Source organism: Altererythrobacter xiamenensis (assembly GCF_900177715.1).
GTDB classification, from domain to species: Bacteria; Pseudomonadota; Alphaproteobacteria; order Sphingomonadales; family Sphingomonadaceae; genus Erythrobacter; species Erythrobacter xiamenensis.
On the sequence record NZ_FXWG01000001.1, the window covers coordinates 125,817 to 149,913 of the forward strand.

Annotated in this window: 23 protein-coding genes; 10 read left to right on the plus strand and 13 right to left on the minus strand. The window is 62.5% G+C overall.

Annotation, left to right across the window (positions count from 1 at the left end):
• Positions 1–275: 275 nt before the first annotated feature.
• From mdh to CCE89_RS00660, 7 genes are all read left to right on the plus strand, one after another.
• A complete protein-coding gene (gene mdh, locus CCE89_RS00630; RefSeq protein WP_086436121.1) occupies positions 276–1,238 on the plus strand; it encodes a malate dehydrogenase in 963 nt (320 codons plus the stop codon).
• Positions 1,231–1,719, plus strand: coding sequence for a hypothetical protein (locus CCE89_RS00635; RefSeq protein WP_143255922.1), 489 nt, complete (start codon positions 1,231–1,233; stop codon positions 1,717–1,719). The genes mdh and CCE89_RS00635 overlap by 8 nt, the downstream gene beginning before the upstream one ends.
• A complete protein-coding gene (gene sucD / locus CCE89_RS00640; protein WP_086436123.1) occupies positions 1,720–2,610 on the plus strand; it encodes a succinate--CoA ligase subunit alpha in 891 nt (296 codons plus the stop codon). It abuts the gene before it with no gap.
• A gap of 55 nt (positions 2,611–2,665) precedes the next feature.
• A complete protein-coding gene (locus tag CCE89_RS00645) occupies positions 2,666–5,518 on the plus strand; it encodes a 2-oxoglutarate dehydrogenase E1 component (protein ID WP_086436124.1) in 2,853 nt (950 codons plus the stop codon).
• 11 nt (positions 5,519–5,529) lie between these two features.
• Positions 5,530–6,786 (plus strand): 2-oxoglutarate dehydrogenase complex dihydrolipoyllysine-residue succinyltransferase, encoded by a 1,257-nt coding sequence (gene odhB / locus CCE89_RS00650; RefSeq protein WP_086436125.1) that lies wholly within the window; start codon positions 5,530–5,532, stop codon positions 6,784–6,786.
• A 10-nt stretch (positions 6,787–6,796) separates the two neighbouring features.
• Positions 6,797–8,206, plus strand: a complete 1,410-nt coding sequence (gene lpdA / locus CCE89_RS00655; protein ID WP_086436126.1) for a dihydrolipoyl dehydrogenase — start codon at positions 6,797–6,799, stop codon at positions 8,204–8,206.
• A gap of 81 nt (positions 8,207–8,287) precedes the next feature.
• Positions 8,288–9,103 carry a hypothetical protein gene (locus CCE89_RS00660; protein ID WP_234989871.1) on the plus strand — a complete coding sequence of 272 codons (816 nt, stop codon included), beginning with the start codon at positions 8,288–8,290 and terminating at the stop codon, positions 9,101–9,103.
• A 4-nt stretch (positions 9,104–9,107) separates the two neighbouring features.
• Here the strand turns inward: CCE89_RS00660 and CCE89_RS00665 are convergent, their stop codons facing one another.
• Positions 9,108–10,040, minus strand: a complete 933-nt coding sequence (locus CCE89_RS00665; RefSeq protein ID WP_143255923.1) for a hypothetical protein — start codon at positions 10,038–10,040, stop codon at positions 9,108–9,110.
• 127 nt (positions 10,041–10,167) lie between these two features.
• Between CCE89_RS00665 and CCE89_RS00670 the strand changes: the two genes are divergently transcribed.
• The 3 genes from CCE89_RS00670 to CCE89_RS00680 are packed head-to-tail and all read left to right on the plus strand — an operon-like array spanning position 10,168 to position 12,851.
• Entirely contained in the window at positions 10,168–11,514 is a 1,347-nt protein-coding gene (locus tag CCE89_RS00670; RefSeq protein WP_086436920.1) for an amidase family protein, read from the plus strand.
• 13 nt (positions 11,515–11,527) lie between these two features.
• Positions 11,528–12,223 carry a PepSY domain-containing protein gene (locus CCE89_RS00675; protein WP_086436129.1) on the plus strand — a complete coding sequence of 232 codons (696 nt, stop codon included), beginning with the start codon at positions 11,528–11,530 and terminating at the stop codon, positions 12,221–12,223.
• A complete protein-coding gene (locus CCE89_RS00680; RefSeq protein WP_086436130.1) occupies positions 12,216–12,851 on the plus strand; it encodes a trimeric intracellular cation channel family protein in 636 nt (211 codons plus the stop codon). The genes CCE89_RS00675 and CCE89_RS00680 overlap by 8 nt, the downstream gene beginning before the upstream one ends.
• Here CCE89_RS00680 and CCE89_RS15305 read toward each other — a convergent pair whose 3' ends face one another.
• The 12 genes from CCE89_RS15305 to secY all read right to left on the minus strand — a co-directional run bounded on the left by CCE89_RS15305 (position 12,852) and on the right by secY (position 23,998).
• Entirely contained in the window at positions 12,852–13,676 is an 825-nt protein-coding gene (locus CCE89_RS15305; protein ID WP_200810265.1) for a hypothetical protein, read from the minus strand.
• Between the two features lie 135 nt (positions 13,677–13,811).
• Positions 13,812–14,402: a hypothetical protein gene (locus tag CCE89_RS00690; RefSeq protein ID WP_086436131.1), complete on the minus strand. Its 591-nt coding sequence runs from the start codon at positions 14,400–14,402 to the stop codon at positions 13,812–13,814.
• A gap of 156 nt (positions 14,403–14,558) precedes the next feature.
• On the minus strand, positions 14,559–15,926 hold the full coding sequence (locus tag CCE89_RS00695; protein WP_086436921.1) for a serine hydrolase domain-containing protein: 1,368 nt from the start codon (positions 15,924–15,926) through the stop codon (positions 14,559–14,561).
• A 193-nt stretch (positions 15,927–16,119) separates the two neighbouring features.
• Positions 16,120–16,542: a 50S ribosomal protein L17 gene (rplQ, locus tag CCE89_RS00700; protein ID WP_086436132.1), complete on the minus strand. Its 423-nt coding sequence runs from the start codon at positions 16,540–16,542 to the stop codon at positions 16,120–16,122.
• An 81-nt stretch (positions 16,543–16,623) separates the two neighbouring features.
• Positions 16,624–17,679, minus strand: coding sequence for a DNA-directed RNA polymerase subunit alpha (locus CCE89_RS00705; protein ID WP_086436133.1), 1,056 nt, complete (start codon positions 17,677–17,679; stop codon positions 16,624–16,626).
• 104 nt (positions 17,680–17,783) lie between these two features.
• Positions 17,784–18,173 (minus strand): 30S ribosomal protein S11, encoded by a 390-nt coding sequence (gene rpsK / locus CCE89_RS00710; protein ID WP_086436134.1) that lies wholly within the window; start codon positions 18,171–18,173, stop codon positions 17,784–17,786.
• A gap of 62 nt (positions 18,174–18,235) precedes the next feature.
• On the minus strand, positions 18,236–18,604 hold the full coding sequence (rpsM, locus tag CCE89_RS00715) for a 30S ribosomal protein S13 (RefSeq protein WP_086436135.1): 369 nt from the start codon (positions 18,602–18,604) through the stop codon (positions 18,236–18,238).
• Between the two features lie 353 nt (positions 18,605–18,957).
• Positions 18,958–19,734: an SDR family oxidoreductase gene (locus CCE89_RS00720; RefSeq protein ID WP_086436136.1), complete on the minus strand. Its 777-nt coding sequence runs from the start codon at positions 19,732–19,734 to the stop codon at positions 18,958–18,960.
• Positions 19,735–19,749: 15 nt separating this feature from the next.
• The gene (gene gdhA, locus CCE89_RS00725) at positions 19,750–21,105 is read right to left on the minus strand and encodes an NADP-specific glutamate dehydrogenase (RefSeq protein WP_086436137.1); all 1,356 of its coding nucleotides are present in this window, start codon (positions 21,103–21,105) and stop codon (positions 19,750–19,752) included.
• A 104-nt stretch (positions 21,106–21,209) separates the two neighbouring features.
• Positions 21,210–21,863 (minus strand): SRPBCC family protein, encoded by a 654-nt coding sequence (locus CCE89_RS00730; protein WP_200810266.1) that lies wholly within the window; start codon positions 21,861–21,863, stop codon positions 21,210–21,212.
• A gap of 87 nt (positions 21,864–21,950) precedes the next feature.
• Positions 21,951–22,601: an adenylate kinase gene (locus CCE89_RS00735; RefSeq protein WP_086436138.1), complete on the minus strand. Its 651-nt coding sequence runs from the start codon at positions 22,599–22,601 to the stop codon at positions 21,951–21,953.
• Positions 22,602–22,633: 32 nt separating this feature from the next.
• Positions 22,634–23,998: a preprotein translocase subunit SecY gene (secY, locus tag CCE89_RS00740; protein ID WP_086436139.1), complete on the minus strand. Its 1,365-nt coding sequence runs from the start codon at positions 23,996–23,998 to the stop codon at positions 22,634–22,636.
• Positions 23,999–24,097 lie beyond the last annotated feature (99 nt).

The window sequence follows — 24,097 nt, forward strand, 5'->3', positions numbered from 1 at the left end:
CCTATCGACGCGTCTCATAAGGGCGGGCCCCGAAATCAGGCCCGCAATCGCGTTTTGCGCGGATATCGTCGGATTTTGCCAATCGCTATTGCAATTGCGAATTATTTGCAAAGATAGTTCCGAACTGGCACTTTTTGCCGGTTGCAATCGCACAGGCGCGGGCTTAGGGCGACCGATGAAAGACCGGACGCCCCTCCCCCTCGGGACGTAGGGGAAAGCGTCATTATCGGTCATGGCTTTCGCGTCCCGGACCCAGGGAAGGAACAGACCGAACAATGGCTCGCAAGAAGATCGCGCTCATCGGCGCCGGAATGATCGGTGGCACGCTTGCCCACCTCGCCGCGAAAAAGGAAATGGGCGACATCGTCCTGTTCGACATTGCCGAGGGCATGCCGCAGGGCAAGGCGCTCGACCTTTCCCAGTGCGGCCCGATCGAGGGCTTCGACGCGAAGATCACCGGCTCGAACGACTATGCCGACATCGCTGGTGCCGACGTGGTGATCGTCACCGCCGGTGTTCCGCGCAAGCCCGGCATGAGCCGCGACGACCTGCTCGGCATCAACCTCAAGGTGATGAAGTCCGTGGGCGAAGGCATCAAGAACAACTGCCCCGACGCATTCGTGATCTGCATCACCAACCCGCTCGACGCGATGGTCTGGGCACTGCGCGAGTTTTCCGGCCTGCCGCATAACAAGGTGGTCGGCATGGCAGGCGTGCTCGACAGCGCACGGTTCGCGACCTTCCTCGCGTGGGAGTTCGGCTGCTCGGTCAAGGACGTGAACGCCTTCGTGCTCGGCGGTCACGGCGACACCATGGTTCCCGTCACTAGCTACACCACGATCAACGGCATCCCGGTGAACGACTACGCCAAGATCAAGGGCGTGTCCGAAAGCCGCATCGATGAAATCGTCGACCGCACCCGCAAGGGCGGCGGCGAGATCGTCGGCCTGCTCGGCAACGGTTCGGCCTATTACGCGCCGGCCACCAGCGCCATCGCAATGGCAGAAGCCTATCTCGGCGACCAGAAGCGCATCCTGCCCTGCGCCAGCTATGTCGAGGGCAAGTACGGCCTCGACGGGCTCTATGTCGGCGTTCCGACCGTGATCGGCGCAGGCGGCACCGAGGAAGTGATCGAGATCGAGCTGTCCGACGAGGAAAAGAACAACCTGAAGGTCTCGACCGATGCGGTCGAGGAACTACTCGAGGCGTGCAAGTCGCTGGATGGCAGCCTTGCGTAAGCTCGCCACCGCCGCTCTGGCCTTATCCGCCGTGCTCGCCGCGCCTGCGACGGCACAGATGCGTGAAGCTGCGCTGCCCGAAATTTTCGAGAGCTACAACGACTGCTTTGCCGCTACCGAAAGCGGTGAAATCTCCATCTCTTCGCTCGAAGCGCTGGGCTGGTCTCGGGCCACGATACGGTCGAGCGACGGTGAGCCAATCGAAAACGCACCCCTTATCTTCGGACATTCAGAGCGCAAGCCGATCATCATAATGAGTGCGCTCGAAGGCGAGGGCGTTTGTATGGTCAACGCGCGCATCGAAAGCTTCGAAGTCTTCGAAGAATTCAAGCAGGCGTTCGGCGGCAAGCTGCCGGAGCCCGATAAGCAGGGTTCGATCTCGTATTTTGCCCAAGGGCATCCAGTCCAGATTGCCCCGACCGGATCGCGTGAGGCGCCAGCACTGCGCCTAGCTGTTCTTACTCCAAAAGAGAGCAAATAAATGTCCATTCTCGTAAACAAAGACACCAAGGTCATCACCCAGGGGATGACCGGCAACACCGGCACTTTCCACACGCAGCAGGCGCTCGATTACGGCACGCAGATGGTTGCGGGCGTGACCCCGGGCAAAGGCGGCACCGAGCATATCGGTCTGCCGCAGTTCGACACGGTGCGCGAAGCCAAGGCTGCGACCGGCGCAACCGCCTCGTGCATCTACGTACCCCCGCCTTTCGCCGCTGATGCGATCTGCGAAGCTATCGATGCCGAAATGGAACTCATCGTCTGCATCACCGAGGGCATTCCGGTGCTCGACATGGTCCGCGCCAAGGCCGCTCTCGAAGGCAGCAAATCGCGCCTGATCGGCCCGAACTGCCCCGGCGTGCTGACGCCGGAAGAATGCAAGATCGGCATCATGCCCGGCTCCATCTTCAAGAAGGGTTCGGTCGGCGTCGTCTCGCGTTCGGGCACGCTGACTTACGAAGCCGTGCACCAGACCACCATGGTCGGCCTCGGCCAGACCACCGCGGTCGGTATCGGCGGCGATCCGGTCAACGGCACCAATTTCATCGACGTGCTCGACATGTTCCTCGACGATGACGAGACCAAGTCGATCATCATGATCGGCGAAATCGGCGGCAGCGCCGAAGAAGAAGCCGCAGCCTTCATCAAGGCCGAGGCTGCCAAGGGTCGCCGCAAGCCGATGGTCGGTTTCATCGCGGGCCGCACCGCGCCTCCGGGCCGCCGCATGGGCCATGCCGGCGCGATCGTTTCCGGTGGCCAGGGCGGCGCTGACGACAAGATCGCGGCGATGGAAGATGCGGGCATCCGTGTCTCGCCCTCGCCTTCCGAACTCGGCACCACGCTCGACGCGATGCTCAAGGAAATGGCCTGATCGGTTCCCCGCATTCGCGGGGCACCCTCGCTTCCTCCTCCCCTAGGAGCCCCCCATGGGTAACGAACAGCACGACTTTCTCCCCGAGCTTTCCGATCAGGAAGGCCCCCAGCCCGGCCCCAGCTGGGCCAATCCGCGCTGGCTGGCGGAGGCAGTCGATGCCGATGCCGATCTGACGCAGGCGCTCGACCCGACCGCGATGAAGATCGCGATCAAGGAAGCGTCGGCCAAGGCGGGCAAGCCGACCGACACCAAGTCGATCGAGCAGGCGGCGGACGATTCCGTGCGTGCCATGCTGCTGGTGCGGCTTTATCGTGTGCGCGGGCACCTCGCGGCGAATCTCGACCCGCTGGGGCTGTCGCATCGTGACGAACCCGAGGATCTCAGCCTCGACTGGCATGGTTTTGCGGGGCAGGAAGATCGCGAGGTCTATGTCGGCGGCGTCTTCGGCTTCGAATGGGTGCGCGTGGGCGATCTCTACCAGATCCTGCGCGAGACCTATTGCGGCAATGTCGGTCTCGAATACATGCACATCTCGGACACGACCGAGCGGCGCTTCCTGCAGGACAAGTTCGAGAAGCCGGAAGATACGATCCAGTTCACCGAGGAAGGCAAGAAAGCCATTCTCGCAGCCGTGATCCGCGGCGAGGAATACGAGAAGTTCCTCGGCAAGAAATACGTCGGGACCAAGCGTTTCGGCCTCGACGGCGGCGAATCCATGATTCCCGCGCTCGAAGCGGTGATCAAGTATGGCGGCGCGCTCGGCGTGCGTGAGATCGTTTACGGCATGGCGCACCGCGGCCGGTTGAACGTGCTCGCGAACGTCATGGGCAAGCCATACAAGGTCATCTTCCACGAGTTCTCGGGCGGCAGCGCCAATCCGGAAGATGTCGGCGGCTCGGGCGATGTGAAGTACCACCTCGGGACCTCCACCGACCGCGAGTTCGACGGGATCTCGGTCCACATGTCGCTCGTCCCCAACCCCTCGCACCTCGAAGCGGTCGATCCGGTGGTTCTGGGCAAGGTCCGCGCACAACAGGCCGTTCGCGAAGACCTTGATAAGCATGAACAGGTGCTGCCCGTGCTGCTTCACGGCGACGCGGCCTTCGCCGGGCAAGGCGTCGTGTGGGAAAGCCTGAGCTTTTCCGGCATCAATGGCTACAACACCGGCGGCTGCCTGCACTTCATCATCAACAACCAGATCGGCTTCACGACAAGCCCGCGTTTCGCGCGCAGCTCGCCTTACCCCTCGGACGTCGCGAAGGGCGTCCAGGCGCCGATCCTGCACGTCAACGGCGACGATCCGGAAGCGGTGACCTTCGCCTGCAAGCTGGCGATCGAGTACCGTCAGAAGTTCAAGCGCGACATCGTGATCGACATGTGGTGCTACCGCCGCTTTGGCCACAACGAAGGCGACGAGCCGAGCTTTACCCAGCCGCTGATGTACAAGGAAATCCGCAAGCATCCGCGGGTTTCGGAGATCTATTCGGACGAGCTGATCGCGCAGGGCACGATCGAGAAGGGCTATGCCCCGCAGCTGCGCGACGAGTTCGACGCCCTGCTTCAGGAAGAGTTCGACGCGGCAGAGAGTTATCAGGCCAACGAAGCCGACTGGTTCGGCGGTCGCTGGGCGGGCCTGAACAAGCCGGCCGACCCCGAAAGTTCGCGCCGTAGCGCCGACTCCGCGATCGAGCGCAAGCTTTTCGACAGCCTTGGACGCACACTGACCACGGTTCCCGACGGCCTTGTCATCCACAAGACGCTCCAGCGCGTGCTCGATGCCAAGGCGAAGATGTTCGAAACCGGCGAAGGGTTCGACTGGGCCACGGCAGAGGCGCTCGCCTACGGCAGCCTCGTGACCGAAGGGTTCGGCGTGCGCCTGTCGGGCCAGGACTCGGGCCGCGGCACCTTCAGCCAGCGCCACGCAGTCTGGGTCGACCAGAACACCGAGGAAAAATACATCCCGCTGTGCCAGCTGCCGCATGGCAAGTTCGAAGTCTACGACAGCCCGCTGTCCGAATATGGCGTGCTCGGTTTCGAATACGGGTTCGCAATGGCCGACCCCAAGACGCTGGTTCTTTGGGAAGCGCAGTTCGGCGACTTCGCCAATGGCGCGCAGATCATGATCGACCAGTTCATCGCGTCGGGCGAGGCCAAGTGGCTGCGCGCCAACGGCCTCGTGATGCTGCTGCCGCATGGTTACGAGGGCCAGGGCCCCGAGCACAGCTCGGCCCGGCTCGAACGCTTCCTGCAGCTGTGCGCAAACGACAATATCCAGGTCTGCAACATCACCACCCCGGCGAACTATTTCCACGTGCTTCGCCGCCAGATGCTGCGGAGCTTCCGCAAGCCGCTCGTCATCATGACGCCCAAGTCGCTGCTGCGGCACCCGCTGGCGAAGAGCGATGCCGAGGAGTTTCTCGGCGATCACCACTTCATGCGGATCAAGTCCGACCTGAAAGAAATCGACGACAAGAAGGTGCGCCGCCTCGTGCTGTGCAGCGGCAAGGTCGCCTACGACCTGATGCAGAAGCGCGACGAGGAAAATATCGACGACGTCTCGATCGTCCGGATCGAGCAGCTTTACCCCTTCCCCGGCGAGCCGCTCGCCGTTCGGCTCAAACGGATGAAGAACCTCCAGGAGGTCATCTGGTGCCAGGAAGAGCCCAAGAACAACGGCGCATGGTTCTTCGTCGAAAGCCAGATCGAAGAAGCGCTCGCCAATGCCGGTCATGGCGGCATGCGCCCGCGTTATGCCGGGCGCGAAGTTGCAGCCTCTCCCGCAACCGGTTTTGCCAAGCGCCACATGGCGCAGCAGGAAGGGCTCGTCAGCGTTGCGCTGGGCCTGTCCGAACGCGGCGAAACGCACGCCAAGCACACAAACAATTCGCCTAAGAAAAAGGCCTGAGGAACAGAATTATGGCCACTGAAATCAAAGTCCCGACCCTCGGCGAGTCCGTCACCGAAGCGACCGTGGGCGAATGGCTGAAGAACCCCGGCGATGCCGTCGCGGTGGACGAGCCGATCGCCAGCCTCGAAACCGACAAGGTCGCGGTCGATGTCCCCTCCCCCGTCGCTGGCGTGCTGCAGGAACACAGCGTTTCCGTCGGTGACACGGTCGAAGTCGGCGCGGTGATCGCCACGGTCGAAGAAGGCGCTGCGCCTGCAGCGAAGGACGAGGAAGCCGGTCGCGCCAAGGAGGACCGTGAAGAATCCCAGGGCAAGCAGGAAGACAAGAGCGAGGAAAAAAGCGCGCCTGCTGGCGACGCATCCTCCGTCACCATGTCGCCCGCCGTGCGCCGCGCGGTGCTCGAACACGGGGTCGATCCGACCACGATCAAGGGCACGGGCAAGGATGGGCGCCTGACCAAGGAAGACGTGATCGCTGCGGCCAAGGCCAAGAAGTCCGGCGGCGGCGACTCTGTCGCCCAGGCTGCTCCCGAGCAGGCCGCAACGCCGTCCGCCCCCGCTGGCGGTCGCAACACCGAACGCGTGAAGATGACGCGCATGCGCCAGACCATCGCCCGCCGCCTCAAGGGCGCGCAGGAAGAGGCTGCGCTGCTTACCACTTTCAACGACTGCGACATGTCGGCAGTGATCGAGGCGCGCTCGAAGTACAAGGACCTCTTCGCCAAGAAGCACGACATCAAATTGGGCTTCATGGGCTTCTTCGCCAAGGCTGCCTGCCTCGCGCTGAAGGACGTGCCAGCCGCCAACGCCTATATCGAGGGTGACGAGATCGTTTATCACGATTACGTCGACATCTCGGTCGCTGTCAGCGCGCCCAACGGCCTCGTTGTCCCGGTCATCCGCGATGCCGACAAGAAGGGCTTCGCGCAAATCGAGAAGGACATCGCCGACTTCGGGGCGCGCGCCAAGGAAGGCACGCTGACCATGGAAGACATGTCGGGCGGCACCTTCACCATTTCGAATGGCGGGGTTTTCGGTTCGCTCATGTCGACCCCGATCATCAACCCTCCGCAGAGCGCCGTCCTCGGCCTGCACCGGATCGAAGATCGCCCGGTCGTCGTCGATGGCGAGATCGTGATCCGTCCGATGATGTATCTCGCGCTCTCCTACGACCACCGCCTGATCGACGGGCGCGAGGCCGTGACCGCACTCAAGATTATCAAGGAAGCGATCGAAGATCCTACCCGGATGCTGATCGACCTTTGAGGAACAGATAATGGCTGAATACGACTACGACGTCCTCATCATCGGTGCCGGTCCCGGCGGCTATGTTGCTGCAATCCGCGCGGCGCAGCTGGGCCTGAAGACCGCTTGTGCGGAAAGCCGCGATACGCTTGGCGGCACCTGCCTCAACGTCGGCTGCATCCCCTCGAAAGCGATGCTGCACGCGTCCGAATATTTCGACGCCGCCAGCAACGGCACCATGGAGCACATGGGGATCGAGGTTAAGCCCAAGCTCAACATAGACAAGCTCCACGGCCAGCGGATCGAGGCGGTCGACGGCCTGACCAAGGGCATCGAGTTCCTGTTCAAGAAGAACAAGGTCGACTGGAAGAAGGGCCACGCCACCTTCCAGGACGCGCACACGGTCAAGGTCGGGGACGAAACCGTCACCGCTAGGGAAATCGTGATTGCTACCGGTTCCTCGGTCACCCCGCTGAAGGGGATCGAGGTCGATAATTCGAAGCATATCGTGGTCGATTCCACCGGCGCGCTCGAACTGCCCAAGGTGCCCAAGAAAATGGTCGTCATCGGTGGCGGCGTGATCGGGCTGGAGCTTGGCAGCGTATGGCGCCGCCTCGGCGCAGAAGTGATCGTGGTCGAATTCCTCGACAAGCTGCTGCCCGGCATGGACGACGATGTCCGCAAGGAAGCGGCCAAGATCTTCAAGAAGCAGGGCATGGAACTGCGCCTCTCGACAAAGGTCACCGGCTGCACGGTCAAGGGCAAGAAGGCGACGCTGACGCTCGAGCCGTCCTCCGGTGGCGACGAGGAAACGCTGGAAGCGGATTGCGTGCTCGTCTCGATCGGGCGCATTCCCAATACCGACGGGCTCGGCCTCGACGCCATCGGCCTCGAAACCAATGCGCGCGGCCAGATCGAGGTCGATCACGAGTTCCGCACCGCTGTCGACGGCGTACGCGCCATTGGCGACGTGGTGCCCGGCCCCATGCTCGCCCACAAGGCAGAAGACGAAGGCATCGCCGTGGCCGAATGGATCGCGGGCGAGACCGGCATCGTCAATCACGATGTCATCCCGTCTGTCGTCTATACCTGGCCCGAAATCGCCGGAGTCGGCCTCACTACCGAGCAGGCCATCGAGAAGATGGGCGACAAGTCCAAGGTGAAGGTCGGCAAGTTCCCGATGATGGCGAACAGCCGTGCCAAGACCAATCACGAGCCGGACGGGTTCGTAAAGGTCATCGCGGAAGCGGAAAGCGACCGCGTGCTCGGTGTCTGGGCGATTGCCAGCGTTGCCGGTACGATGATCGCAGAGGCGGCGGTAGCGATGGAGTTCGGCGCGACGTCCGAAGACATCGCCTACACCTGCCACGCGCACCCGACGCACGCGGAAGCAACCAAGGAAGCAGCCATGGCCGTTCAGGGCAAGGCGATCCACGTCTGATTGCGAGTTCTGCGATTTGGCCCGTAGCGTTGTGATTATCGGTGCGGGCCAGCAGACAGCGCCTCGATCGGCAAGCTTGCCGTGAACTCGGCCCGCGTTGCCCTCGCCGCACTGGCATTGCCGGTTCTGGCAGGAATTGCGTGGATGGCTGCGGCTGGCGCGCCGGCGCATTATCTTGGTATCAATGCAGGGGCGCTGCTGGTCGCTGCCTTGTGGATCGGCTTTGGCTGGAGCGCACGCAGTCTTTCACAGCGGCGCGGACTGACACTGGCTCTTCTCGCGATCCTGTTCCTGCCGCTCGTTCTCGGGCCGCATGTGAACGGAATCGCGCGCTGGATAGCGATCGGCCCTTTCGCGCTTCACACCGGTATGCTGGTCGGTCCGGCGCTGGCTATACTGGCGTCGCGCGATCCAGATTATGCGGTACCGATCCTCCTGACGGGCCTGTTCGCGGCGCTGCTCCAGCCGGACGCGGCAACCGGATTCGCGCTCACTTTCGCAGCGATCGGGGCGCATGACGCGACAAAGGACTGGAAGATCGGGCTTGTCGGCATCGTCGGCTTCATTGCCAGCCTGCGCATGTTCGTGATCGGCGAGCTGCCCGCAACGCCCTTCGTCGAGCGCGTGCTGATCGATGCGCTTGCTCTATCGCCCTGGGCGGCGCTCGCGCTGTTTCTCTCGCTCGCCGCCAGCTTCGCGCTCATCCTGTTTGCCGGTCCCGCTGATAAGCCGCAACGTCTCGCCCTTGCGGGCGCGTTCTTCGGCTTTTCGATGGCTGCGCTGATGTCCCACTACCCGACCATTCTGATCGGATATGGCGCAGCGCCCATTCTGGGCCTCGGGTTCGCGCTGGCCTTGCTCCACGCGGAAAGCGAAGCGGCCACTTCAGAACAATAAAGGCTCAGTCGGCTGCGACGCGGAACCGTTTGAAAAATCCCTTCGCCTTCGCCTCCGGGATTTCTGCCGTGATGCCGTATTCGCCCGGCTCCAGGTCGACCGCGAAATAGCCGGTCGCCCCTTGCGGCATGTCGTGAATACCGCCGACGAATTTCGCCGGTGCCGGGGTCTGCTGGCCGTCGATCGGGAAGAAGTCGGGCCATCGCGCTGCAGCATCGACATCGGTGTCCGCGTCGATCCGGAACAAGTGCGCGTCATGACCGACGAAATTGTTGTAAAGCTGCTGCTCGGCAAACTTCACCCGGACATCGTTTCGGCCCGGCCGGAAGCGACCTTGCGAAATCTCGTAGCCGTTGTTGGTGATCGTCAGCGTTACGTCCGAAGCAGGCTCCGCCATGCCGCCGTCCTGAGGCAAGACGGTGAGCGGCATGACCATGCCCAGCTCGCCTTCGACCGGGTTGTAATTGTGCTGCACGCCGTTCGATTTGACATAGCATTCGACGACGTAGTTGCCGGGCTCCAGAAACATCGTGGCTTCGCCGGTCACGCCGTCAGACATCATCCCCGGGCCGCCCATCCAGACGAGGTCGCCTACCCATGCGGGCATCGTCGCGGCGATTTCCGCCGCCTTTTCTGCATCCCCTTCGATATTGGCGCTCAGGCTCGCCTGAATTGGCCGAACGACCTGCTCGTCGAGCATTTGCGCGGTTATCCCGTCGGGCAAGCGATAGACGAGCGCATGGTGTGTCATGCCGCCCTCGTTGTTGATGCGAATGGTCGTCCAGCCCGATTTGATCGTATCGGGCCCGACGAACTTCAGTCCCTCCACCCGCAATTCGAGGACATTGGAAACCGGCTCGTTTGTTTCTTCCGATGCCGCGTTGCAGCCTGCAAGGCCCACCAGCATCGCGCATGCCAAGAGATATCGCTTCATCATGTCCCCCCATCCCTGGGCCACAGCCTAACGCCTTCGCCAGCATAGTCACGCGCGGAGGCAAATCGGCGTTTGCTTGCGCTATCCCGGCAGGGCATATGGCGAGGGCGAGAAGGGGGAGACAAGCAGCGTGGCCTATCCGAAACTGACCAGCAAACCGGGCGCGATCGAGACCGCAGCAGCGATCCGTGCAGGCGAGATGAGCCCGTCGGAAGCGGTCGATGCGGCGATCGTGCGGATCGAGGAGCTCGACCAGCATGTGAATGCCGTTGCCGTGGGCGATTTCGAGCGTGCCGCCGCAATCGCGCGGGCGATGGACAAGCAGACGCCGCGCGATGACCAGCCGCTGTTCGGCGTACCGATGACGATCAAGGAAAGCTTCGACATCGAAGGTCTGCCGACCTGCTGGGGACATCCCGAGTTCAAGGACAATATCGCCAAAAGCGATTCCAAGGTGGTGCGACAGCTCAAGGCTGCAGGCGCGATCATTGTCGGCAAGACCAACGTGCCGATCGACCTCGCCGATTGGCAAAGCTTCAACGAAGTATATGGCCGCACCAATAACCCGCACGCGCATGACCGCTCGCCGGGAGGTTCCTCCGGCGGGTCCGCAGCTGCGGTGGCGAGCGGCATGGTGCCTATCGAGTATGGGACCGACATCGGCGGCTCGGTCCGCGTCCCGGCGCATTTCTGCGGGATCTGGGGCCACAAGACGAGTTGGGGACTGATCAGCAAGCAGGGTCACGATCATCCGATGATGGCGGGCGAGCCTGCGCATGACGGTGCGCTTTCGATCGCGGGGCCGCTTGCACGCAATCCCGACGATATCGAGCTCCTGGTGAAGCTGACCGCCACCCTGCCGATAACCGCGAAAAACAAGCCGCTGCGCGATTGCCGCTTTTTGCTGCTCACCGATCATCCCGTCAGCCCGATTGATGACAGCGTGCGCGGTCCGGTGGAAGCCGCCGCGGCTCAAATCGAAAAAGCAGGCATGCGGGTGGACCGCGCAACCGATCTCCTGCCCGACCTCGCGCAGCAGCAGGAGGATTACCTGCGGATGCTAAACATCGCGATGGCGCGCGGGGCACCTTCGCCCGATGGCAAGCGCGCAACGGCGACCGACTGGTTCGACCTGCTCGATGCGCAGGCCCGCAATGAACTCGCGTGGGAGGCCCTGTTCGAAACCTATGACTTCGTGCTCGCGCCGCCCGCGCCCGTGCTGGCGGTCAAGCATCGCCACGAAGCCGTGTTCAAGGGCGATCTGGAGATCAACGGTCAGTCACATCCCGCAGGCGGCGGACTTGCCTGGGCGGGAATCGCGACCTTCCCCAACCTGCCCTCCACCGTCCTTCCGGTCGGTTCGAGCGTGGTCGATGGCACGGAGCTACCCTGCGGAATGCAGGTCATGGGGCCGCGCTGGGCCGACTTTGATTGCATCGCAGCAGCACGCGAAATCGGCCAGATCGTCAACGGATAAGAACAAGAAAGCAATGGCTCGCAAAAGATACATGCAGCGCTTTGCCAAGTGGCATATCTGGCTCGGCTGGCTCGTCGGATTCCCAATCCTGATGTGGATGGCGACCGGCCTCTTCATGGCGGCAAAGCCGATCGAAGAAGTGCGCGGCAATCACCTGCGGATCGCGCAGGAAGAACAGCCGCTGGTCCTGCCGGGCTCTGCGCTCGCGAGCGAAGACTTTCCCATCAAGGAGATGCGCGCAGTCATGCAGGACGGGCGCGCCGTGGCAATCCTGACCGGGATGGACGGCAGCGTGCGCCGGGTCGACATGGAGAGCGGCGCCGCCCTCCCCGCCCTGACGGCAAATGACGCGCGCCGGATCGCATCGGAGCAGATCAGGGGCGGCGATGCCGTGCGCAGCGTAACCGGCTTCGCAGCGGATGACGTACCGTTCGACTTCCGCCGCGCGATGCCGGTATGGCAGGTCGCGCTGGAGGATGGCACCCATGTCTATGTCGGGCGCGACAGCGGCCAGATCGAAGCGGTGCGCACGCGCTGGTGGCGCGGTTTCGACTTCATGTGGGGTCTCCACATCATGGACCTGCAAACGCGGGAGAAAACCAGCCATCCGATCCTGATCATCTTCGCCGCTCTCGGCCTCATCGGCGCGCTGCTCGGCTGCATCCTCATGTTCCGCAAGCGCAAGGCGCGCGTAACCAGCAATGGATGAACTGATCCCCACGCCGATGCTCGATTTTCTCGACACGCTCGGGGTGGCGGTGTTCGCGCTGACGGGCGCTTTGCTGGCGGCAAAGGAACGCCAGACCTTCGTGACGGTGGCCTTCTTCGCGCTCGTCACCGGTGTCGGCGGCGGCACGGTTCGTGACCTGCTCATAGAAGCGCCAGTCTTCTGGATCAGCGATCCCTGGGTGACAGCCGTCTGCCTGGTCGTCGCTCTTCTTGTCTGGTTTACGCCTACACGCTGGTGGGAAGGCAAGCTGCTCGATTATGCCGATGGCATCGGCCTCACCGCCTATGCCGTGCTGGGAAGCGCCAAGGCGCTGAGCTATGGCGTTCCGCCTGTGCCGGCGGTCCTGATGGGAATCGTTACAGGAACGGTGGGCGGCATTATCCGCGATGTCGTCGCAGGCCGTCCGTCGATCATCATGAGGCCGGAACTCTACGTAACCGCTGCCGCGCTTTCGGCAGGGCTATGCGTCGTGGGCACGGCGATCGAATTGCCGCGCATACCCGTCTGGGTCGGAGCGGCACTGGCGGGACTGATCCTGCGCAGCGCCGCCATCCGCTGGAACCTCGCCCTTCCCGCCTATCGCGAAAAGGGCGCAGATACCGCCTGATCAGTTGCCGGCAGCCGCCATCGTGTAGCGATCGTCCTTCTGGATCTCGGCTTCGGGGGCGGCCACATCGCCATCGATCGGGCCGCCCGGATAGGCCGGTTGCGGGCCATCGGTAACAGCGCTTGGTGCCGGTTCTGTGCCATTGCCACGCTCCCTCGCCTCGGCCCCCACATCGGCCCACGCAGCGGCATAGCGATCATCGCTCCACTGCTTGTCCTCGACCGGTGTACGCGGTGCAGTCGATGAGGCCGCGAAACCGCCGAAATTGACATCGTCGATGCGGCCGTCCTGCCCGATACGGCAGGTGAAGCGGTCGCCATTGTAGAGCGAGCCCGTCACACGCCAGCCTTCACCGGTGCGATTAACCTCGTCCACGGTATCGACGCGGACATCGCGCTCGATCTCGGAGACACACATTTCGACCGCGTTGTCGATTCCCCGCCCGCCATCGTAGCGAGAATCGCCGCGACGTTCGCGATAGCGGTAGTCCTGGTTGCGGTAATCGCGATCGGGATAACGATAGTCGCGGTCGCGATAGCGCCGGTCGCGATCGTTATTCGAAGCGGCGCTGGCAATCGCGGCGATCCCGCCGATGATCAGTACGCCTGCAAGCACATCGCCCGCGTCAACGCGGTTGTGACGGTGGCGGCGCCAGCGACGATAGCCATCGGCGTCAGCTTCCTCGGCATGGAAGGTGCCGGGGGTGAAAACGGCGCTGGTGCGCGATGTCTTGGTGGGCAGCTCAGCGGCGGCAACAGGCGTTGCGGCCATCGATAGTGCGGCGGCCATTCCGGCAATCGCCGCGAAGCGGGAATTGTGGGCCATGTCGGCTCCCTCCTGTTTGAACCGAGCGTCCACCAATCGCTCCATCGTGACCATAAGCTAGGCGGCCCAGGCTTTCAAAGGCCTGAACCGCCCAGTGGTGGTGAATTGTCGGCTTGGCTGCCGGGATACGCGAGCTTACCTCAGTCCGCGGATACCCCGATAATCGATGTCGACGACGCGGCCGCGCTCGATGTCGCAGCTGAAGCGTCCGGCGTCACGGTCGTAACCGCGATCCCAGCGACCGTTGCGGTCGTAGCGATCGTAGCGGTTGTAGTGACGGTTGTAGCGGCCGTAGCCACGCGATCCGTCAACTACCAGGCGGCCCTTCACTTCCCACCCGCGACGTTCACGATCGACATCGCGAATCTCTGTCACGTCGGCAAAGCGGTAGCCTGCACGGCGCGCATCGCGCTCGACGGCGTTGACGCACTGCTGGACGGCATAGCGAGCGTTGCCCCGGCGACGATCGTCGTAGCCATAGCCACGGTTGTAGTCGCGGTAATCGCGGTCACGATAGCGGTAGCTGTCGCGATAACGGTCCTTCTTGCCGACGGCACTCGCCACGGCGGCGATTCCGCCCAGAATAACGGCACCTGCGATCACGTCTCCGGCATCGATGCCGTCACGGTCGCGGGCTTGTGCGGGGGTCGCTCCTGCCAGCGCCATGGCGCCTACGGCAGCGGTTGCGATCCCACCCTTCGCAAATAGCTTGGTTGTCTTGCTCATAAGAGGCTCTCCTCATGTGAACCGCGGCGGGATTGCCTCGGCTATGAGAAGGGTTCTAGAGCATGGCCACTGAGGTGACGCTGAATTGGGGCGACAGCTTTTGTTAATTTATAACGCCACTTTCCTGAACGATAGAAGCATATGGGTTTCAGATAGTTAGTCCGCAAGAGCGGCCAAAACGTCGCGCGTGAAGGCGACGATGTCGAAGCGCGATCCGACGGGATCCTCGCCTCTCCTGACAATAACGATATCGCGGCTCGGCACGATGACGACGTACTGTCCGCGATTCCCCATGGCGGCGAAAGTATCGGGCGGAATGCCCTCGGATTTGTTGAACAGCCAGAAGCCCGCGCCGTATCCGAGCGGTCCGTCGGGTTGCGGGCCGTTCGGGCTGCTCACATAATCTGCCCAGCCTTCGGGCAGGATGCGCTCGCCGCTCGGCAGCACACCATCGTCAAGGTAGAGCTGGCCGAATTTGGCCAGGTCGCGAGCGGTGGTCCAGGCTTGGCTGGAAAGAATGTACTGACCGCGCCAATCAATTTCCGCGACGGTGTGCGTCATGCCGATTTTGCCAAACAGATCAGCGGGTGGACTCGCCTGAAAGCTCGGCGTTATCGCCTGAATTGCAGCGAGTGTGTCATTGTTGGCATAGCGATAAGTCCGGCCCGGCTCATCGATCAATGGCCATTGCAAGGCGCGTTCTCGAACCCCTGCACCGCCCCAGTAGACAGGATCAGTGCGATTGCCCGCAGTGTCAGAGTATCGCCCGGAAGCCATGCGTAGCAGGTGGTCGATGGTGATCGCGCGTCGCGGATCACCTTGCGCATATCCAAGCCCCGCCGACGCGTTCACATCTGCCTCGCCGCGCTGCACTGCCGCACCCACGATTGTAGCCGCCAGACTCTTCGCCACCGACCAAGTGCGCTGCGGAGTCGCAGGGTCGAAACCGGCGACGTAACGTTCGCCCACGATCTCGCCATCGCGCTGGACCAAGATCGCTGTGGTCCGCGCACCCTCGCCATAGCCGCCGTCGAAGGCTCCACCGAAGGTCTCAAGAAGATCGGGCGTCGGATCGGCGACGGGGGCCATCGCTCGCTTCCGGCTCGACGGCGCGTTTGCCGGGTTACCATAGAACTCGGGCGGACCAGCAATCGGGTTGAGCGCGCACCCTCTGTCATCATCGAGGTGGATAGCAGAGCGTGGCACCATTCCATCAGCCCATGCGACGTTGACGCGCTCTACCGTGCCATTGTCATGCCGCTTCACCTCGTGGGCAAGGTCGCGCACGATTTCGTCCAGCGGGGCCTGAATGCCCGTGAGCTCCCATTCGTGGACACTCTCTGCGGTGCGGCTTGTACCGTTCGCTTCGGCATGAGCAATCGCGCTACACAGGAACAGCGCCTTGTAGCCCGCAGCGAGAGCGCGGTCGTAGCGCTTGTCGAGAGCCTCTTGCTGGCTTTGCGCCGAGGCGGTGGAAGAGAATGCGAGAGTTGCGGCAGCGATTGCCAGGAGGGTCTTTTGCATGAACCCTTCTTGCCACAGACCGCCCAAAAGGGAAGGCTAACAAAAAGGGCCGGCGGATCGCTCCGCCAGCCCTATTCATTATCTGGTTACCAGAGCCACCCGCTCCCTCCACCCTTCCACCCGGATTATCACCCGGTAGGCTTCGGGTGGAAGGGTGGAGGGCGCGGGTGGCTCGGCCCGGTCCGAAAAACACTTACGCGTCTTCGAAGTCTTCCTCGTCGCTCATGACCGGACCGGAGTCCCGACCCTTGGCGTCCGTGTCGCGGTCGACCAGTTCGATGATCGCCATCTGCGAGGCGTCCGAAGCGCGGTAGCCGGCCTTGATGATGCGGGTGTAGCCGCCCTCACGGTCCGAATAACGCTCGGCCAGAACGTCGAACAGCTTCTTCAGCTGCGTTTCGTCGAGCAGGCGCGACTGCGCCAGGCGGCGGTTCGAAAGACCGCCACGCTTTGCCAGCGTGATCAGCTTTTCGATGTAGGGACGCAGTTCCTTCGCCTTGGGCAGCGTGGTCTGGATCTGCTCGTGCTTGATCAGCGCGGCAGCCATGTTGCGGAACAGGGCCTTGCGGTGGCCCGACTTGCGGCTCAGCTTACGCTGCGAAATTCCGTGACGCATTGTATTTTCCTTCGTTTGTAAGGGGCCCGTATCAGGTAGCCCGGTACTGGCGGCGCTTGAGGTGCGCCGCCGGAACCTGTGTTAGCCGAGAAGTTCCTGTTCGAGCTTCTTGGCCATTTCCTCGATGTTCTCGGGCGGCCATCCGGGGATGTCCATGCCGAGACGCAGCCCCATCGACGACAGCACTTCCTTGATTTCGTTCAGGGACTTGCGGCCGAAGTTCGGCGTGCGGAGCATTTCGGCTTCGGTCTTCTGGACCAGATCGCCGATGTAGATGATGTTGTCGTTCTTGAGGCAGTTTGCCGAACGCACCGACAGTTCCAGTTCGTCGACCTTCTTGAGGAGGTAACGGTTGAGCTGGTTGGCGTCGTCTTCCTGCGGCTGGGCGGCCTGGCCGATCATTGCCGACTGTGGCTGCGGGATGCCGTCTTCGAAGTGGACGAACAGCGTCAGCTGGTCCTGCAGGATGCGCGCGGCATAGGCCACGGCGTCTTCAGGGGTGACGGTGCCGTCGGTTTCGATGGTCAGCGAGAGCTTGTCATAATCGAGCTCCTGCCCGACGCGGGCGTTCTCGACCTTGTAGCTCACCTGGCGAACCGGCGAATACAGGCTGTCGACCGGGATCAGGCCGATCGGAGCGTCGACCGGACGGTTCTGGACGGCCGGGGCATAGCCCTTGCCGACGTCTGCGGTCAGTTCCATGTTCAGCGTCGCGCCTTCATCGAGGTGGCACAGGACGAGATCCTTGTTCATCACTTCGATGTCGCCCGAAACGGCGATGTCGCCCGCCTTCACTTCACCCGGGCCGGTGGCCGAAAGCTGCAGGCGCTTGGGGCCTTCACCTTCCATCTTGAGCGCGATCTGCTTCACGTTCAGGACGATGTCGGTCACGTCTTCGCGAACGCCTGCGAGCGAGGAGAACTCGTGCAGCACGTTTTCGATCTTGATCGAGGTGATCGCAGCACCCTGAAGCGAGCTCAGCAGCACGCGGCGCAGGGCGTTGCCGAGCGTCAGGCCAAAGCCACGCTCGAGCGGTTCGGCCACGAAGGTCGCCTTGCGGGCCTTGTCGCCACTCTCTTTGATGTCGAGAGCATTGGGTTTCTTGAGTTCCTGCCAGTTCTTGATGTTGACGGACATGGATTTCCCCTAGGGTTTATAAACGGGCGGGACCGGCAGCGCCTTGGCAGCGCGTCCGGTCCGTGAAAGACGGCGGATCGAATGATCCGCCGGGCAGGTACGGATCAGACGCGGCGACGCTTGGACGGCCTCACCCCGTTGTGCGGGATCGGCGTAACGTCGCGGATCGAAGTGATCGTGAAGCCCACCGCCTGCAGCGCACGAAGCGCGCTTTCGCGGCCGGAGCCCGGACCCTTGATCTCTACTTCCAGCGTCCGGACGCCGTGTTCGGCGGCCTTCTTGCCGGCATCGTCTGCTGCGACCTGTGCAGCATAGGGCGTCGATTTACGGCTGCCCTTGAAGCCCATCATGCCCGCGCTGGACCAGCTGATAGCATTGCCCTGCGCGTCGGTGATGGTGATCATAGTGTTGTTGAAACTGGCATTGACGTGAGCGACACCACTGGTGATGTTCTTCTTGTCACGCCGCCTGATACGGCCGGGTTCGCGTGCCATGGTTCGTATTCCTCTTCAGTTCTGCAAAGAAGGCAAAAGCAATTGTCGGTCGGACCGACTGCTTACTTCTTCTTGCCAGCGATCGGCTTGGCCTTGCCCTTGCGGGTACGGGCGTTGGTGTGCGTGCGCTGGCCGCGAACGGGCAGCTGGTTGCGGTGACGAAGGCCACGATAGGAACGAAGGTCCATCAGGCGCTTGATATTCATCGCGGTATTCCGGCGAAGGTCGCCTTCCACGGAATAATCGGAGTCGATCGTCTCGCGGATACGCAGCACTTCCTCGTCGGTGAGGTCCTGCACGCGGCGGGTGTGATCGATACCCAGCTTGTCAGCAATCTGGACGGCCGTGGTGCGGCCGATACCGTGAATATAGGTGAGCGCGATAATAACGCGCTTGTTGGTGGGGATATTTACCCCGGCAATACGAGCCACTTACTTCTCCATGCTCCACAGGGATCCAGCGGCAACGGGCCGCCTGCCCTATCTCATCGCGGTTAATTCCGATCCGTCCGGCAACCGAAGCTCAAATACCAGGCGGAAACGCGAGGCAATTGTGCTTCAACGGCAAAAAGCCCGGTCAGCGTGCAACATTGGCTACCGCCTGCCGGACTCGTCGAACGTGTCGAATGATGGCGCGCTTAATGTGATTCTTACCCCGCGTCAACAGGGAGCGCGCGCGCAAACGACCGCACGGACCGATATGGTCCGCAGCTAATCGATTTCAAGCAATGCTACACCAGCACGCCTTTTCGGTCAAAAACCCCGTAATGCGCTGGCGTGCAAAACTAGAAATTGGCACGCGTGGCACCTCCATCCATCAGGATGTTCTGCCCGATGATGAAGCCCGCGTGCTGACTGGCGAGAAAAGCGCAGGCCGCGCCGAACTCTTCCGGCGAACCGATCCGTCCCGTGGGATTGGCAGCATCACGCGCGGCGCAGATTTCTTCCACGCTCCTGCCGGTCTTTTCCGCGGTGAGCGCGATGATCGAACTTTGCCGGTCGGTATCGAAGCTGCCCGGCAGGAGGTTGTTGATCGCGACGTTCGAGCCGGCGACCTGACGCGACACGCCGGAGAGAAAGCCGGTCAGCCCCGCCCTCGCCCCGGATGACAGATCGAGCCCTTCTATCGCAGCAAGCACGCTCGAGGACGTGATGTTGATGATGCGCCCAAAGCCGCGCTCGGTCATGCCGTCGATCACCAGCTGGATCATGGCGATCGGCGTGACCATATTGGCGTCCAGCCCCTTCAACAGTGCCGCTTCGTTCAGTTGGCGGAAGTCGGCGAGCGGCGGGCCAGCGGCATTGTTGACGAGGATATCGACCGGCCGGACTGCGACGAGCCGCTCGCGGGTCGATTCCTCGGTCACATCGCCGGCGACAGCGGTAACCTCGGCCCCGGTCGCGTCGCGCAGCGCTTGCGCAGTTGCTTCCAGCTTAGCCTCGTCACGCCCGTTGACGACCACGCTGCACCCGGCCTCTGCAAGGCTGAAAGCGCAGGCCCGGCCCAGTCCTCTGCTCGAGGCGCAGACCACCGCGTGCTTTCCGGCAATTCCTAAATCCATCGAAGCTCCTCTCGCTCAGACCACGCCGAAGGCGAGCATGGCATCGGCGACCTTCTTGAACCCGGCGATATTGGCTCCTTTGACATAGTCGATGTAGCCATCACCCTGGTCGCCATACTTCACGCATTTATCGTGAATGTCTCCCATCAGGTCGGTCAGCATGTCGCCGAGCCGCTCATGGTTCCAGCTGACCCGCTCGGCATTCTGGCTCATTTCGAGGCCCGAGACAGCGACACCCCCGGCATTGGCGGCCTTTCCCGGACCGTAGAGGATCTTCGCATCGTGGAAGACTTTCACCCCTTCCAGCGTGGTCGGCATATTCGCCCCTTCGGAGACGGCCATCACGCCATTGTCGACCAGTTCACGCGCGTTCTCTTCATCGAGTTCGTTCTGCGTGGCGCAGGGCAGCGCGAGGTCGCACGTGACGTCCCACGGGCGCTTGCCTGCATGAAACGTCGCGTTGGTGAAGTGATCGGCATAATCGCTTATCCTTCCGCGGCGCACGTTCTTGAGATGCTTGACCCAGTCGATCTTCTCCTGATCGATCCCGTCGGGATCGTGAATGAACCCGTCCGTGTCCGACAGGGTAAGCACCTTGCCGCCCAGCTGCGCGATCTTTTCCGCCGCATGCGTCGCGACATTGCCGGCGCCCGAGATGACCGCGGTCTTGCCCTCGATTGCCTCGTCTTTCTGCTTGAGCATGTTCTGCAGGAAATAGACCGCGCCATAGCCGGTCGCCTCAGGTCGCATCTGCGAACCGCCATATTCGAGCCCCTTGCCGGTCAGGACCCCTTCCCAGCGATTGGTGATACGCTTGTACTGGCCGAACATGTAACCGATCTCGCGCCCGCCGACGCCGATATCGCCCGCCGGCACATCGGTGTCGGGCCCGATATGGCGGTAGAGCTCGGTCATGAAGCTCTGGCAAAAGCGCATGATCTCGGCCTCGCTCTTACCCTTGGGGTTGAAGTTGGAACCACCCTTGGCCCCGCCCATCGGTAATCCGGTGAGCGAGTTCTTGAAGGTCTGTTCGAACGCGAGAAACTTGAGGATGCTTTCGTTCACGCTCTCATGAAAGCGGAGGCCGCCCTTGTAGGGACCGATCGCATTGTTGTTCTGCACCCGCCACCCGCGTTGCACGCGCACGCAGTGGTTGTCGTCTTCCCAGCATACACGGAAGGATATGACGCGATCAGGCTCTGCAATCCGCCGCAGGATCTGCGCTTCGTGGTATTCTTCCTTGTCCTCGATGAAATCGAAGATGTCCTGAGCGACTTCCTGCACCGCCTGGATGAACTCGGTCTGTCCCGGATTGCGCTTCCTGACGCCTTCCATGAACTGGTTCAAATCGACATGATCGGATACCGCCATCGCATTTTTCCTCGTCCTGCCGCCCTACCCCCGGAGCAAGGCCCGCTGAGTAAGAATGCGTGCCCGGGCCGAGCCGTTCCAGTCGGCCTGCCTTCAAGCTGAACCTATTCGCCCCGCCCCATGGCATCGATCGCGTCCTCGACGCTCGCTTCGGGCGCGGAATCGGCTCCGTCAGCATCCGGCTCGGCCGGCCGCGCGCGCGGCGCATCGACCCGCCCGAGCAGGTCGGCAAGGCCACCGAGTTGCTGGCTCATCACGCCATCGACTGCCCGACTGATAACCGGCGTTTCATAACGCATCGGGCCGCCGACCGCATATTCCCAGACGATCAACGTGCCCTCGTCCACTTCGGACATGACGATCGTGAGCACGCCTGTCGCCGCCTCGCTCTGCAGGGGGCCGAGGCCGCCGCGCATGCGCAAGACCTTCTCAGGGAAGGCCTGTATGACACGCATGTGCTCGACGCTGCCTTCAAGCGTTACTCTGTCATTCGAAGGGTCTTCGGGGATGGTCTCGCAGAAGCAGCCGCCCGCCTGTGGGGTCAGCGTCAGATTGGCCGCATCGCCCGACCAAGTGTGCGCGGAGTTCCACCATCTACCCGGCGAGATCAGCGCGAGCCAGACCGCCTTGGTGTCGGCAGACACCACCGCGGTATCCCGCGTCACGAAGCTGCTGTCACCTGTCGCGACGACTTCTGCCGAAACGGGCTGCGCGAAAATCGCGGCGCAAGCGAACACGGCGGCTAAAGATCTGATCATGGCGCAAGTTTACTCCCTCGCCCGGTGCCTAGGCGAAGAAACTGGCGCTTGGAAGGTCGAATTATGCCGCTTCAGCGCGCAGCTGGATCAGGCCTCTTCAAGGATCGCGTCGATCGCGGCGGTCACATCATCGATGCTCGCCATACCGTCGACACGCCGCACGATGCCGCGCGCTTCGTAGCCCGGCAGGATCGGTGCGGTTTCCTTGCGATAGACACCCATGCGGTTGCGCACGGTTTCCTCGTTGTCGTCGGGGCGGCGCTTGAATTCGGTCGAGCCGCATTCGTCGCACACGCCTTCGACCTTCGGCGGATTGGCCGTGTCGTGATAAAGCGTGCCGCATTCGGCGCAGGAGAAGCGACCGGTGATACGCTCGACCAGCGCGTCTTCATCGACGCCGAGCTCGATGACGTGGTCGAGACTGCGACCGTGCTTGGCGAGAAGTCCGTCGAGCATCTCGGCCTGGGCTTCGGTGCGCGGATAGCCATCGAAAATTGCGCCCGTTTCGGGGCCCATCGCGGTCAGTTCGGCATCGATCAGTTCGGAAACGATCTCATCCGAGACGAGGTCGCCGCGATCCATCACTTCCTTGGCCTTGATACCGACCGGCGTTCCGGCCTTCACTGCGGCGCGCAGCATGTCGCCGGTCGAGAGCTGGCGCATGCCATGGTGCTCGACGAGACGTGCACTCTGCGTGCCTTTGCCAGCCCCTGGAGGCCCGAGAAGAATGATGTTCACTGGTCGCTATCCCCCAAAGATAGGCGCTGCAATCAGCGCATGCGGCCTTTAAGTTTCGCCTTCTTGATCAGGTCGCCATACTGGTGAGCCAGCAGATGCGACTGGACCTGGCTGATCGTATCCACGGTCACGTTCACGACGATCAGCAGGCTGGTACCACCCAGGAAGAGCGGAATACCAGTCTGTGCGATCATGTATTCGGGCACAACACAGACGAAGGTCAGATAGATCGCGCCGACAACGGTAATGCGCGTCAGCACATAGTCGAGATAGTCGGCGGTGCGCTTGCCCGGACGGATACCGGGGATGAAGCCGCCACCCTTCTTCAGCTCTTCTGCCTTCTCTTCCGGATTGAAGACAACCGCGGTGTAGAAGAAGGTGAAGAAGATGATGCCAAGCGCATAGAGCGCCATGTAGAGCGGCTGACCATGCGCAAGATACTGGTTGAGCGTCACGATGATGCCGCCGGTCGCGCTCTCGGTATCGATAGAATTGCCAGCGAACTGCGTGATCGTCAGCGGCAGCAGCAGCAGCGAGCTGGCGAAGATCGGCGGAATGACGCCCGCAGTATTGATCTTTAGCGGCAGGTGCGAACGATCGGCCTGCATCATGCCGCGCTGCGTGGCACGCTTGGGATACTGCACCAGCAAACGGCGCTGCGCTCGCTCGAAGAACGATATCAGCAGGATCAGGAAGACCACCATCACGATGAAGCCGATGATGATGCCCGGTGCGATCGAGCCGGTCCGGCCGCCTTCGAACAGGTTCGAGACGAAGGTCGGGAACTGCGCGACAATACCGGCCATGATGATCAGCGAAACGCCGTTACCGATACCGCGCGCGGTGATCTGCTCACCCAGCCACAGCAGGAACATGGTGCCACCGACGAGGCTGATGACCGCGCCCACGCGGAACATGTAGCCCGGATCGACCACCGCCTGGAGACCCGCCGAGTTGGCGAAGCTCTCAAGACCCGCAGCGAGGAACCAGCCCTGGATCGTGCACAGGAAGACCGTGCCGTAGCGGGTGTACTGGTTGAGCTTCTGCCGACCGCTGGCGCCCTCTTTCTTGAGCGCGGCAAGCGTCGGGTGAAGCGCTGCGGCCATCTGCACCACGATCGAGGCGGTGATGTAGGGCATGACGCCCAATGCGATGAGACTCATGCGCTCCAGGCTGCCGCCCGTGAACATGTTGAACATGTCGATGATCCCGCCCGAGGTGCGCTCGGCAAGTTCCTGCAGCGCCAGCGGGTTGATACCCGGCAGCGGCACGAAGCTCAGGAAGCGGAATACGATCAGGGCCCCGATGGTGAACCAGATGCGCTGGCGCAGCTCGGTGGCCTTGGAAAAATTGGCGAGGCTCAGATTGCTCGCGATGCTGTCGGCGCGTGATGCCATGAAATCTCTACTGCCCTAAATCGGCGCCGGTCCCTCCCGGCTCAGACAGGCTAGATAGGGAGCGGGTCCGCCATTGTCGAACCCCGCTCCCCGTCTTTT